Source organism: Bacillota bacterium (genome assembly GCA_040757205.1).
In the GTDB taxonomy this organism is placed as follows: Bacteria; Bacillota; Desulfotomaculia; order Desulfotomaculales; family Desulforudaceae; genus Desulforudis.
Window position 1 is genome coordinate 13495 of the sequence record JBFLXL010000012.1, and the last position, 12848, is coordinate 26342.

At 63.7% G+C, this 12848-nt stretch carries 12 protein-coding genes; all 12 read right to left on the reverse strand.

Annotated elements, in window-relative coordinates; all coding sequences use genetic code 11:
- Window positions 1-386: 386 nt before the first annotated feature.
- Window positions 387-1154, reverse strand: a complete 768-nt coding sequence (locus AB1402_08855; protein ID MEW6541704.1) for a LysM peptidoglycan-binding domain-containing protein — start codon at window positions 1152-1154, stop codon at window positions 387-389.
- A gap of 213 nt (window positions 1155-1367) precedes the next feature.
- Window positions 1368-1781, reverse strand: coding sequence for a hypothetical protein (locus AB1402_08860; protein ID MEW6541705.1), 414 nt, complete (start codon window positions 1779-1781; stop codon window positions 1368-1370).
- A gap of 221 nt (window positions 1782-2002) precedes the next feature.
- Window positions 2003-3910, reverse strand: coding sequence for a selenocysteine-specific translation elongation factor (gene selB, locus AB1402_08865; protein ID MEW6541706.1), 1908 nt, complete (start codon window positions 3908-3910; stop codon window positions 2003-2005).
- Window positions 3907-5328 (reverse strand): L-seryl-tRNA(Sec) selenium transferase, encoded by a 1422-nt coding sequence (gene selA / locus AB1402_08870; GenBank protein ID MEW6541707.1) that lies wholly within the window; start codon window positions 5326-5328, stop codon window positions 3907-3909. Before selA ends, selB begins: the two co-directional genes overlap by 4 nt.
- A gap of 42 nt (window positions 5329-5370) precedes the next feature.
- Window positions 5371-6051: a DUF4198 domain-containing protein gene (locus AB1402_08875; protein MEW6541708.1), complete on the reverse strand. Its 681-nt coding sequence runs from the start codon at window positions 6049-6051 to the stop codon at window positions 5371-5373.
- Between the two features lie 329 nt (window positions 6052-6380).
- Window positions 6381-7451, reverse strand: a complete 1071-nt coding sequence (gene mqnC / locus AB1402_08880) for a cyclic dehypoxanthinyl futalosine synthase (GenBank protein ID MEW6541709.1) — start codon at window positions 7449-7451, stop codon at window positions 6381-6383.
- Window positions 7444-8292: a menaquinone biosynthesis protein gene (locus tag AB1402_08885; GenBank protein ID MEW6541710.1), complete on the reverse strand. Its 849-nt coding sequence runs from the start codon at window positions 8290-8292 to the stop codon at window positions 7444-7446. The genes mqnC and AB1402_08885 overlap by 8 nt, the downstream gene beginning before the upstream one ends.
- Window positions 8292-9398, reverse strand: a complete 1107-nt coding sequence (mqnE, locus tag AB1402_08890; GenBank protein MEW6541711.1) for an aminofutalosine synthase MqnE — start codon at window positions 9396-9398, stop codon at window positions 8292-8294. Before mqnE ends, AB1402_08885 begins: the two co-directional genes overlap by 1 nt.
- Before the next feature lie 22 nt (window positions 9399-9420).
- Entirely contained in the window at window positions 9421-10275 is an 855-nt protein-coding gene (locus AB1402_08895; GenBank protein ID MEW6541712.1) for a UbiA-like polyprenyltransferase, read from the reverse strand.
- 30 nt (window positions 10276-10305) lie between these two features.
- Window positions 10306-11052, reverse strand: coding sequence for a ubiquinone/menaquinone biosynthesis methyltransferase (locus AB1402_08900; protein ID MEW6541713.1), 747 nt, complete (start codon window positions 11050-11052; stop codon window positions 10306-10308).
- Window positions 11053-11054: 2 nt separating this feature from the next.
- The gene (locus AB1402_08905) at window positions 11055-11804 is read right to left on the reverse strand and encodes a polyprenyl synthetase family protein (protein MEW6541714.1); all 750 of its coding nucleotides are present in this window, start codon (window positions 11802-11804) and stop codon (window positions 11055-11057) included.
- 298 nt (window positions 11805-12102) lie between these two features.
- Window positions 12103-12486: an adenosylmethionine decarboxylase gene (gene speD, locus AB1402_08910; protein MEW6541715.1), complete on the reverse strand. Its 384-nt coding sequence runs from the start codon at window positions 12484-12486 to the stop codon at window positions 12103-12105.
- Window positions 12487-12848 lie beyond the last annotated feature (362 nt).

Below are 12848 nucleotides of genomic sequence, written 5' to 3' on the forward strand. Positions count from 1 at the left end.
AAAAAATAAAAAAATCTTGCGTTTTTCTTGCTGGGATTAGGCCTTATAAGTTGTATGTTTATGGCTGTTTTTCTATAGTGAAAATATTCTATCTTTTTGCCCTAATCAAGTCAAGCGTTTTCCTGACGAAAAAATGTATTCGACCGGTCCATGGAAGCCAGAATGCAGATATCCCCGACAATCGGGGCGTCGCTAATGTCACCCAGTATATAAGAAGAACCTTTTCCCATACACTGGATGGACTGTGAATTGCTTATTAAACCGGGTTGTACGGCAGTTAAACCGGGTTAGGTGTTTGTGTTTTCTCCGGCCGGTTAAAAACCTTGCCCGGGCAGAAAAAAACCGGACCCCCAAGGGTCCGGCAAACCAGGGTTTTAACTGGCTGTCTAGCGAGGGTAGGCGAAACGGAACGCACCGAGGTCGCGGGCCACCGGCAGGGTGTGCAGGAAGCGGTTGGTCACCCAGGGTTCGAAGAAGAAGAGCGACCCCCAGGAGGGGTCCTCCCCGTTCAGCGCCGCCTGGGCCGCCCGCACCGATTCGGGGGTGGCCGGCCGGTTGATGAAGCCGTTCAAGACCGGTTCGAACTGGTACTTGCCGTGCGACCGGTCATAGATCACGCTGGCGATGGTGTTGGGGAAAAGGTGGGATTTGACTCGGTTCAGCACCACGGCGCCGACGGCAACCTTAACTATGAAAGGCTGGCAATCCGCCTCGGAAGTGATCAACCGGGCCAACAGGTCAAAGTCCCGGGCCGATACCAACCAGCGGCTGGGGGCCGCACCTGCTTGGGCTCCCCCAACCGGAACCCTTAGAATCTGTCCGGGATGGATTTCGGCTTTGGTGAGACCATTTAGGCGCATTAGTTCGCGGTAGTCGGTTCCGTAGCGCTGGGCGATTTTGAACAGGGAGTCTCCGGGACGCACGGTGTAGGTGTTCCGGCCCGGTATGGTCAGGGTCTGTCCCGGGCGGATCTCGGTCCGGTTGCCGAGACCGTTCGCGGCGATCAGGTCCGCCGTGGACACGCCGTAACGCTGGGCGATTTTGAACAAGGACTCACCCGCCTGGACCGTGTGCGTGGCCGCAAAAGCGGTGCCGGCGGAAAACAGGACTATAATGCAGGAGCACAGAGCCGCAAGAATCAGGCGTTTTTGCATCATTACCTCCCTGATGCCAGCCGTCTCAGTTCGTAAAAGGCCGATAGAGCCGGTACCGCCTTGGGCCTGCCGGTCTTGGTTTCCATCACCTCCCGCTCCTGTCTGCCGGAACCCAAGCCTTCCCGTCCTAGCCTGTTTAGCCAGTGATACGGCTGTTTTACGCCATTATACCTTGTTTTCTTCCCTTTTCCAGACCGTAAATATTGGAAAGTCTCAGGGGTCGCTGCCTATGGAGGCTTGTCCTACCAATTCGATGAGCCTGGTCAGGGCCTGCCCGGCGTTTTCTACCAGCAGTTCGATATCGTCTTGGCCCGCCCGGTCGACGTGCAGCCCGGCGACGACCACCACGGTCCGGTTCAGTTCCCGGGCCGCCCGGGCAGCGGCCGGCCGGGCCACCTCGTCGTCCTTGTGCCCCAATACCGGCAGGACCGCCACGTTGCTGCTCACCTTTGCCGGATCATCCAGGCTCGGGCGCGGCAGGCCGAGGGCCACCGCCCCGACGTGCGGGCGTTCACCGCCCAAAAGCGCCACGATCACCCCGTCCGGGGTAACGGTGGCCGCGGCCTGGACCACGTGCCGCCCCGTGCCGGCGACTACCTCAACCCGCCTGATAGGCTCAGTGTTCATTGATGACCACCCCCCCTAGGAGACCGCTGCAAAACTGCGCCTAGCTTTGTCAGGCTCGCCGTCCGGTGCTCACGTACTACCCAGTACGCTCCGCGCCGTCCGCCTTCGCCTTTCGCGCCATGCTTGTTTTTCGCGGTCTCCAAGCGTTTAAAGTAACTTCTGGTTTTGCAACACTCTCCTGGTTCACGTTGCCGCAAGGCGCGCATCGGCGCCGGCCCCGCTCATTTCTTCACCAGAAAGCGCAAGTCCCCCACCCGCTTCGTGTACCGGGTCCGGTCAAAGTGCTCCAGGAGCGGCAGAGTGTACCGGCGGGACGTCCCCAAAAGGTTTCGCGCCTCCCCCACCGAGAGGCCCTCGTGGTCCGCCAGGTAGTTCGCGATCCGCCTTCTGGCTTCCTCCACCGCCTCGGAGTGAAAACACCACTCATTGTCGACCCTGACCAGCGTTCCGCCCCGGATCAGGTGATGCAGGTACTCCTGACCTTCCGGATCCGGGAGCCCCAGTTTCTCCAAAGCCTGAATAGTGGCCGGCGGCTGCATCCCGCCGGCGCGGAACAGGCCTTCCAGCTCCGTCAGCGTTTTCCTGGCTTTCTCCGGCAGTTCCCGCTCGGCGAACTCCCGGAAGGCGATGCTCTGCGGGTAGAGGGTCACCACGCCGTCGGTTTCCAGCGCCGCCAGGAAGTCCTGGAACCTGGCCGTGCTGAATCCGGAGAACGCCCGGGAACGGAGTTCCTCCCGAGGGTGGCCCTCCCGCAGCGGGTAGCGCCCGTGGTAGTCCTTGAGTATCCCGGTCACGGCCCGCTCCCAACGCCGGTAATCATCCGTGTGGGCCAAAAACCCGGCGCCCGGCAGCCGGCGCAAGACTCCCCCCGCCTCCAGTTCCCGGCATACGGCCGCGGTCGTCTCCGGCTCAAGTCCCGTGCCCTGGGCCACTTCGTTCTCGTTGAGGGGCGCGGGGCCGCCCTGCAAAAACTGGCTGATCAACTCGCCCGGATTCCCTTTTTCGAGAGTGGCCAACCGCTCCAGCACGTGCGGCTGGTTCCGTTTGTGCCGCGGCGGGTTGGCGTCGATCACCCGCCCGCCGCCGATGGTGCGCATCGGAGAGTAGGAGCGGATCACGAACCGGTCTCCCCGGTCGGCGACAGATTGGGCCTCCAGGATGACTTGCGCGTAGCACTCCTCCCCCGGCGCCAATTCATCCCGGTCCAAGAGCAGCACGCGGCCCATGATTTCGGCCGCGCCCAGGTGGAAACGCACCCGGGCCCTGTTTTTGAGCGGCCGGGGCGCGTTGCCCAGCAAAAACAGCCGCACGTCCACCCGCCGGGTCGGTTTGAAAAGGCCGGCCGCGGCCAGAACGTCCCCCCGGTTGATCTCCTGGGTCTCCAGGCCGACCAGATTCACCGCCACCCGTTGCCCGGAGCCGGCCTTCTGCACCTTCTGATTATGCACCTGGAGCGAGCGCACCCGCGAAACCAGGCGCCGCGGCAGCACTTCGACCGGGTCCCCGATTTTCAGCGCGCCGGACGCCAGGGTGCCCGTCACCACCGTGCCGAATCCGACGATCGAAAAGACCCGGTCGATCGGCAGGCGCGCCTGGCCCGCTCCGGTCCGGTCCCGCAGGCCGCCCGTCTGCGCGACGATCGCCTCCCGGAGGGCGGGCAGCCCCGCCCCGGTCAGCGCCGACACCCGCATTACCGGCGCGTCCTCCAGCACGGTGCCGTCCAGGAAGTTGCGGACGTCTTCCTCCACCAGTTCCAGCCAGTCCGGATCCACCAGGTCGACCTTGTTCAGCACCACGATGCCGCGCTCAATATCCAGAAGCCCAATAATGTCCATGTGTTCACGGGTCTGGGGCATGACCCCCTCGTCGGCGGCGATCACCAGCAGTACCAGGTCGATGCCGCCGATTCCCGCCAGCATGTGTTTCACAAAACGTTCATGTCCGGGTACGTCCACAATGCCGGCCCGCCTCCCGTCCGGGAGGTCCATGTAGGCGAACCCCAATTCAATGGAGATCCCGCGCTCCTTTTCCTCCCGGAGGCGGTCGGTGTCGATGCCGGTGAGTGCCTTGATGAGCTGGGTTTTCCCGTGGTCGACGTGACCCGCCGTCCCGATGACCAGGTACTTCATTCCGTCACCCCCAGCGCCCGGTCCAACGCCGCCGTGAGCAGGGCGAATTCGTCTTCGGCGATGGTCCGCGGGTCAAGGCAGAACCGCTCCTCCTGCACCCGGCCCACCACCGCCGGGTCCGCCGCGCGCAGCCGGGCCGCGAGCTCGGTCAGTGACAGGGCTTTCGGCCGCACCGTCACCAGGACGGTCTTCGGCTGAGCAGTGGGGAGGGCGCCCCCGCCCACCTGGGAGAAGTCCTCCTCCACCCCGACTTCGGCCCGGCCCACAAGGACCGGACCCAGCAGCCCGGCCAGACGCCCGGCCTTTTCCGCCAGCGCCCCGGCCCCGGCGGCGAGCATCTTCAGGGTCGGGATTCTCTCCAGGGCCGCCTCGGGGTCCAGGTATTCCCGGAGCGTCGCCTCCAGGGCCGCGAGGGTCATCTTGTCCACCCGCACCGCACGGGTGAGCGGGTTTTTCTTCATCCGGTCCACGGCCTCGCGCCGGCCCGCGATGATCCCGGCCTGCGGCCCACCCAGGAGCTTATCCCCGCTGAAGGTCACCACGTCCACTCCGGCCCCCGCGGTCTCCTGTACCGTGGGCTCATAGGGATAGCCGAACCGGCTCAGGTCGACCAGAAAACCGCTGCCCAGGTCGGACATCACCGGCAGACCGTATTCCCGGCCCAGGGCCGTCAATTCCTCGAGGCCGACCTCGTGGGTGAAGCCGACGATCCGGTAATTGGACGCGTGCACGTGCAAAAGAAGCGCGGTTTCGGACGTGATCGCGTCCCGGTAGTCGCGCAGGTGCGTTTTATTCGTGGCCCCGACTTCCACCAGCCGGGCGCCGCTCTGTTTCATCACCTCGGGAATGCGGAAGGAACCGCCGATCTCCACCAATTGGCCCCGGGAAACGATCACCTCGCGGCCCGCCGCCAGGGTGCCCAGGGCGAGCAGAACGGCTGCGGCGTTGTTGTTCACCACCAGGCACGATTCAGTCCCGGTCAGAAGCTTAAGCAAGTCCTCCACCAGCGCGTAGCGGGAGCCCCGCCGGCCGGTGTCCAGGTTGAATTCCAGGTTGGAATAGTGGGCGGCCGCCTCGTGCACCGCCCGCAAGGCGCTGTCGGGCAAGACCGCCCGTCCGAGGTTGGTGTGCAACACCACGCCGGTCGCGTTGACCACCCGCCGCAGGGCCGGACGCGCCTTGGCGCGGACGGTTGCCGCCACGTCCCGGGCGGCTCTTGCCGCCAACTCCTCCCGACTCCCGGGTACCCGCCCGGGCTCGGCGCGCGCTGTCTCCCGCCAGTGCTGGAGCACCTCGCGGACCGCGGCCACCACGAGCGCGCGGGGGTGCTCCGCAAGGAGCCCCTCCACCTCCGGCTCCCGCAAAAGCTCATCTACGGCAGGGAGCCTGCGCAACACATCTCCATTGTCAAACCCCAAAACCGCCGCACCTCCCGCCTTTTGTCTCTAAGCCGTCCCCCTTCAGGACCGGGTAAGGGCGAGAACCACGCCCGTCACGCGCAGGTCGGCGCCGTCCGCGTCCGTGCCCGGCGATTCGTGCCGGGCGAACAAAAGCCACTCCCCGGCGGGGAGCCCGAACTCCAATTTGCCGTCCGGATCCGTTATTCCGTAACGCCCCCCGGGCCGCCCGCGGCCGATCGCGTGGACCTTGGCCCCGCCGAGGGGCCGGCCCCGGTACTGGACCAAGATTTCCTGTTCCGTTCCCGCGGGCGGCAGGGGCACGATTTCCATCTCCCGCCCGAACGATCCGGGCCACGGCGTGTCCTGCTCGACGAACACCAGCCGCTTGGCGAAATGGCCATAGCGGATGGTCCGGACCACTTCTTCCCCGGCCTGCTCTTCAGCCGGTCCCGGAAGGTAACGGCCGTCCACGGTTACCGACCAGACCCCCGGGTCATACTCCGCGAGGAGAGCATAAACCCCGCGCACTGCGGGGAAGAATTTTGCCGACAAGGTATCGCCGTCCTCAACCAAGGCCAGTTCCACCGGTTCCCCGCCCGGCGGGGCGGCCCATAGGCGGGCACGGTCGGGCCGCGCCTTGCCCTGCACCTCCATGTGGTGCCCGTACTGAAACCGGCAGGCGGCCGCTTTGCCCAACGGCACCCACAGGGCGCACTCAAGCCAGATGTTGTGCGGAGCCATTTAGTAAGACCTCCTAAAAGAGCCAGAATGCAGAATTCAGAATTCAGAATGAAAACCATTAGAATCCTTAATTCAGAAGCCGGGATCCAGAATATGAAACAAGATTACGGGCCTTGCCGTCTAATTCACCCGTTTGACAGCCTAAGACCAACACGGTTGGCACTGCAAATACCTGATACCGACGGCGGTGGTTTTAATCCTTCCCCTTCTTCTAGATTCTGGATTCTGAATTCCTGTCTGTCCCTCCCTTCCACTACTTCTGAATTCTGGATTCTGGATTCTTGTTCCTCCTACAGTTTAACCCGGCGGACCCATTGTCGTACGTCGCCCTAAAACTCGTGCAGAATCTCGTATTCAGTAGTCCGTTGCACCGGGACGAAACCGGCGTCGCGGATCACCCGGATGATCTCGGCCAGCGGCACGCGGTGCGCCGCTCCCGCCGCCCGGACCACGTTCTCCTCAAGCATCGTGCCGCCGAAGTCGTTCGCGCCGAAGGAAAGCGCCACCTGGGCCACTTTCGCCCCTTGGGTGACCCACGAGGCCTGCACGTTCGGAAAGTTGTCCAGCATGAGGCGGGACACGGCCAGCACCTTCAGGTACTCGTGGCTCCCGGCGGGGTCGCCGCCGAGTTCAGTGTTGGGTGGCTGGTAGCTCCAAGGGATGAAGGCGGTGAACCCGCCGGTACGGTCCTGGGCCTCCCGCAGGCGGACGAGGTGGCGTACCCGTTCGGCCGGCGTTTCCACCGTGCCGAACATCATGGTCGCCGTGGTGCGCATCCCCAGCTCGTGGGCGGCGTACATCACGTCCATCCACTCCCGCCAGGAGATCTTGCGGGGGCTGATGAAGCGCCGCACCCGGTCCACCAGGATCTCGGCGCCGCCTCCGGGCACCGAATCCAAACCCGCCTCCCGCAGGGCCGCCAACAGCTCACGCACCGCCAGCCCTTCCCGGCGGGCCAGGTACACGATCTCCGGCGGCGAAAACGAGTGCACCTGGATGCCGTCAAAGCGGGCCTTGATCGCCCCGAGCATCCCGGTGTAATACTCCAGCCCGAGTTCGGGGTGAAGCCCGCCCTGGATCAGCACCTGCGTGCCGCCCAGACGCACCAGCTCCCCGATCTTCTCAATGATCTCCTCCACGGACAGGACATAGGCTTCCGGAGCATCAGGGGCGCGGTAGAAAGCGCAAAAACGGCAGGCCGACACACACACGTTGGTGTAGTTGATGTTCCGGTCGATCACGAAGGTAACTCGCCCCTCCGGGTGCCGCCGCCGCCGTGCCAGGTCCGCGGCCCGGCCTAAGTCCAAAAGACCGGCCGACTCAAGCAGGACCGTGCCCGCCTCTTCCGTGAGCCGCTCACCGGCCGCCGCCTTTTCGAGGACCTCCCGCAGTTCAGGCAAGGTGTTCCCCCCAGATGGCGAGCCGCACCCGTTCCTCGATCAGGCCCGTTTTGTACGTATAGTCATAGAAGGTTAAAAGTCCCCGGCGGTAGTCGGCGTCAAAGTCGTGCCGGACCAGCTTCAAATAGTCAGCAACGAACTCCCGGGACAGGCCCGTCCGGCGCACGCCGAGGTCCAGCACCGCCTCGCGCTCCCGAAGGCCGATCTCCCGGGCCTGATGCAGCGCCGCGACCAGCACGGCCGTTTCCCGAGGGTGAGCCAGGGCATAGTCGCGCCGGACCACCCAGACGGCGAAAACCATTCGTTCCCCGGTGAACTTCTTCCAGGCCTCCCCGAGATCGACGACCACCAGCGGCGCCCTGGTTTCCCGCACGCGCCGGTAGGCGGCCAGGGCCTCGTCGCCGATCAGCAAGGCGGCGTCAGCCTGGCTCAGCATGAGTTCCAGGTTTGAAACCGTGCTTTCGAACTGCACGTCCACGTGGTAGTAATGGTGGAACAGGACCCTCAACAGGGCCACGGCGCTGGCGGAGGTGTCCGGCAGGCACACCTTTTTCCCGTCCAGCTCGGTGAGCGGCACCTTGCTCATCAAAAAGATGCTCCCCACCGGGCCGTCCGAACTGATTGAGAGACCGGGCACGATCAAGCAGCGGTCCGGGTGACGGGCGTACTCGATGCTGGAGATCGGGGTTATCTCCAATTCACCGCGCAAGAAAAGCCCGTTCAGCCGCGTGGGTGGGCCCTTCACCAGAACGGCGGGCACGTCAACCAGGCCCTGTTCAAAGGCGTAGTAGATGGGCAGGCAGTTCAGGTAATCTACCTGTCCCAGGCGGATCAACGTCATCAGGCGAAATCCTCCCTGACCACGTTATACAGCGTATCGCGTTCCACCGGCACGCGGCCCGCCGCCCGGACGAGCCGCAGGAGTTCTCCCTGCCCCAGGCTCTGGGCCGTCTGGCTGCCGGCCGCCCGGGCAATCTGCTCCTCGACCACCGTGCCGTCGATATCGTTAACCCCGAAGTTTAAGGAAATCTGGGCCAGCTTAGGCCCGATCATCACCCAGTAAGCCTTGATGTGCTCGAAATTGTCGAGGATGAGCCGCGCCACCGCCAGCGTTTTCAGGTCGTCGTACCCGGTGGTGGCGGTGGGGATCTCCGGCTCGAGGGCGGTGTTCCGCGGGTGGAAGGCCAGCGGGATGAAAGCCTTGAAGCCCCCGGTCCGATCCTGGAGTTCCCGGAGCTGCAAGAGATGCTCGACCCGCTCCTCCAGCGTCTCCACGTGTCCGTAGAGCATGGTGGCGTTGGTGCGGATGCCCAGCCGGTGGGCCGTTTCGTGCACGGCGAGCCAGCGCGCGCCGCTGATCTTGTTCGGGCAGACCAACTCCCGCACCCGCGGGGCGAAGATCTCGGCCCCGCCGCCGGGCAGGGTATCCAGGCCGGCCGCCCGGAGTTCAACCAATACGTCCTCAAGCTCAAGCCCATGCAGGCCGGTCAAATAGTCCACCTCGACCGCGGTCAGGGCCTGGATGATCACGCCGGGGACTGCGTCCCGGAGCCGGGTGAGCATCTCCCGGTAGTAGTCCAGGTTCAGATCGGGGTGCAGGCCGCCGACGACGTGCACTTCGGAAATGCCGAGCGCCCAGGATTCGCGTGCCTGGGCCTCGACTTCGCCGAGGGACATCACGTAACCGGCCGGGTCGCCCGGTTCCTTGCCGAAGGCGCAGAACCGGCAGCCGTTCACACAGATGTTGGTGTGGTTGATGTGCCGGTTCACCACGAAGTACACCCGGTCGCCGTGTTTTTGGAGCCGGGCGGCGTCAGCCAGCCGCCCGACCCCGATCAGGTCCGGAGACTGGAAAAGGGCCATTCCGTCGTCGAGCCCGAGACGGGTACCGCTTTGCACCTTCCGGGCGACCGCCCCGAGCCTGTCGTCAAAAAACTCATAGTCCACGCTGATCATACCCCGTTATCTTTTAACCGATTAACACGTCAGCCAATGTAAAAACGAACATCGTCAGCGAGAGCGCCACGTTCACGTGGAAAAAAGCAACGTTGATGCGCGCCGGGTCCGCAGGGTTGGCAATCATGTGCTCGTACATCAGGAGCCCGGCCGCAATGCCCACCCCGATGAAATAGAACGCCCCCAGACCCAGCATCAGCCCCGCCGCCGCAAACAGCACCGGCGCCAGAACATGGAAGACCAGCGCGACCCGGAGCGCCCTGACGATCCCGAAGCGCGCCGGGATGGAGTGAATCCGGTGTTCCCGGTCGAAATTGTAGTCCAGGCAGGCGTAGATAATGTCAAAACCGGCCACCCAGAACAACACCCCCAGACCCAGCAGTACGGGGGCCAGAGTGAAGCCGTTCGCGATCGCGATCCAGCTCGCCACCGGGGTGATCCCGAGCGCCATTCCGAGCCAGAGGTGGCAAGCCCAGGTGAAACGCTTGGTATACGAATAGGCGGCCAGGATGAACACCGCGAACGGGAAGAGCTTCGCGGCCAAGGGGCTCAGCTGCATGGCCGCCAGCCCCAGCAGAATAAAGGAGAGCACGGCGTATACCCAGACCTCGGCCACCGACAGGATTCCCCGTGGCAGTGCCCGTTCGGCGGTGCGGGGGTTGGCCTTGTCGACATGCCGGTCGATGATCCGGTTTAAAGACATCGCCCCGGTACGCGCCCCGACCATGGCCAGGGTGATCCACAAGAGGTCGTGCCCGCTGGGAATGCGGTGCTCCACCAGCAGGGCGCCGATGTAGGCGAAAGGAAGGGCGAACACCGTGTGCTCGAAACGAATCATCTGGGCCACGATGACCACGCGCTGCAACATCGCCGCTTTGACTAATGCTCCTTTACGGGCCTAACTCGGCTGCGGTTTCGCACCGGAGTGCACAGTCACAATCCCGCCGGTGAGTTCCGTGTATTGCACGTCCACCAGTCCCTGCCGCACAAACAATTCGCGGACATGGTCCCGGGGCGGAAAATGTTCCAGGGACATGGACAGGAAATCGTAGGGTCCGGTAAAACCCACCCCCAACCGGCCGACCAGGGGCACCACCCGGCGCAGGTACAGGGAGTGCGCCTGCTTCAGCACCGGGAGTTCCGGTTTAGCCAACTCCAGGCTGACCACTCTCCCGCCGGGCCGCACCACCCGTACCATTTCGGCGATGGTCCGCTCCAGGTCGGACACCGTGCGCAGGGCGAAGCCAATCGCCGCCGCGTCGAAGCTGCTATCCGGAAAGGGCAGTCCGGTGGCCTCGCCGGCGACCAGCTCGACCATTTCACCCAGCGGCGCGCGCTCCAGGTTCTCCCGGGCCCGGGCCAGCATCTCCGGGCAGAAATCGAGCCCCACCACCCGGCCCTCCCGCCCCACCAGCCGGGCCAACTCCAGCGTCAGGCGCCCCGTCCCGCAAGCCACGTCCAGCGCCCGGCCCCCGGGTTTGAGTCCGCAGACCGCCGCCGCCGAGGCGCGCCAGTAGCGGTCCTGGTTCAGGCTCAGCACACTGTTGAGCAGGTCGTAGCGGTGGGCGATCGATGCGAACATGGCCAGCATCGCCTCGGCCTTCGCTTCCGGGGAATCGCCGGGCTCTTGTGTCCCGCCGTTCATTTTCAACTCCCGGCCCCGGCCGGGGGCTGTCCCGGCCAGTCTAACAGGTGGGCGGCCAGGCCGTCAAGCGCGTCCCGCGGCGCACCCGGTGCCAACCCCGCCAGGCGGCGCCGGGCCTCTTCCAGATGTTGGCGGGCGTCTTTGGGCAATCCCCGGGCCGAAAGACCGTATCCCATCCCCAGGTTGTAACCGAGCCGGTACAGGTCTTCGCGCGCCCGCTCCGGCGCCTCCCCTTCCAGGCCCGCGATCAGACACGCCTGGGCGATCAACTCGGCGGTTTCTTGCCGTACCGCATCCGCGACCAACGCCGGTGTGGCGCTCAGGTGGAGGCGTGAAATCGCCCCGTCGTGGATTCGGCACACTGCCTCCGACAGTGGTTGCAGCACTCCCATCATACCGCTCGAACCGACCAGGCCGAAAAACCGCCCGAGGTAGTAATCCCCGATGAGCACGGCCAGCCGCGTGCGGTCGTTGCCCGGGCCGCCGTCCTCGTTAACGTGCTGATGGACCCGCACACTCAGGAACAACAACTGGACCATCGTAGCCAGGGCGACCAGCTTGGCGCGGGCGCCGTTGAACAGCCGACCCGTGAGGAGCACCACCCCCGGCCGCAGGTCAACCTCGAGCGGCGGCAACTCCAAGAGCGTGTACATGTTGTAGTGCTCAGCCGCCGGAAACCGGTCGGTCACGTTAGTGGCCCGGTGCACTTCTTCCAACTCGGACCGGATAGAATCAAAGAATCGCGTGGTCACGAAACAGCAAAACCTCCACGTGGGTTCCCCTGAATAGAGAGAATTCGTGCTCTTCCGAGTATGTCCTCCTAGTAAACTTGTACAGAATGAGTGGAAATAAACCGGGATGCGGAGAAAACCGTTGAGGCGGCAATGACACGCGGAAGGCGCGTTGCCGGGTAAAGAACGGCGGGGAGCTCAAGGAAGGCGGCGTGGCTGCGCAGTGAAACAAAATGGCCCTGCACATTTCCTTTCGGAGTGGCAAGGCCGATTCAGTTTTCTCCATCCCTCTGCGGCTTGGTACTAATAAATATCCCCCCTAATGATTGACCGCCTTTAATTCGGGCACGGAATCCGGAAAGATTCCCCTGACAGTTTCTTCCGCTTTGATCTGCTTGGCATTGAAGCGGCTGCACAAGTAGTTGCAGGCATCCCAGGGATCGACCCGATCGCCGCAGGTGAAAACGTCTACGGCCGCGTAACCCAATTCGGGCCAGGTATGGATGGTGAGATGAGACTCGGAAATCACGACCACGCCACTGACTCCCTGGGGGCTGAACTTGTGAAACACACACTCCCTGACTTCGGCTCCTGCTGCTAGTGCTGCGTTGACCATTATTTCTTCTACTTTCCTGGGATCATTTAGTACGTTGAAGTCGCATCCGTAGATTTCGGCAAGTATATGCCGCCCCATGGGTTTCATCGTCATTATCTTCCCCCTTCAGAAGTAGAATTTGTTGGTTAAATTCCAACAGAATAAATTCTAACATATACGGTAGGTTTGTCAACAGAATTTTAGGCCTGATTCGGCTAATTCCGCCACCTAAGGCCGTTTGGCGGCGACTTTGATGAAGCTCACCAGGGCCGCCGGCCCGAAGATCTGGTCGCTCTAAGCGGGTGGTCCGCCGCTCTGCCCCGTTCAGGTAAAGAGACAACCATGCCGCTCTAGCGGCACCATCGGAAGGATGAAAATACCCCTCACCCTGACCCTCTCCCAGAGGGAGAGGGGATTTTCAGGGTAGTCACCCCGATCTGGCCCGGCGGTGGACCCGCTACAATATACGG

Coding starts and splice junctions, on each gene's coding strand:
- AB1402_08855 (MEW6541704.1), bottom strand. CDS start 1,154: ATGCAAAAACGCCTGATTCTTGCGGCTCTGTGCTCCTGCATTATAGTC.
- AB1402_08860 (MEW6541705.1), bottom strand. CDS start 1,781: ATGAACACTGAGCCTATCAGGCGGGTTGAGGTAGTCGCCGGCACGGGG.
- selB (MEW6541706.1), bottom strand. CDS start 3,910: ATGAAGTACCTGGTCATCGGGACGGCGGGTCACGTCGACCACGGGAAA.
- AB1402_08875 (MEW6541708.1), bottom strand. CDS start 6,051: ATGGCTCCGCACAACATCTGGCTTGAGTGCGCCCTGTGGGTGCCGTTG.
- AB1402_08885 (MEW6541710.1), bottom strand. CDS start 8,292: ATGACGTTGATCCGCCTGGGACAGGTAGATTACCTGAACTGCCTGCCC.
- AB1402_08895 (MEW6541712.1), bottom strand. CDS start 10,275: ATGTTGCAGCGCGTGGTCATCGTGGCCCAGATGATTCGTTTCGAGCAC.
- AB1402_08900 (MEW6541713.1), bottom strand. CDS start 11,052: ATGAACGGCGGGACACAAGAGCCCGGCGATTCCCCGGAAGCGAAGGCC.
- speD (MEW6541715.1), bottom strand. CDS start 12,486: ATGAAACCCATGGGGCGGCATATACTTGCCGAAATCTACGGATGCGAC.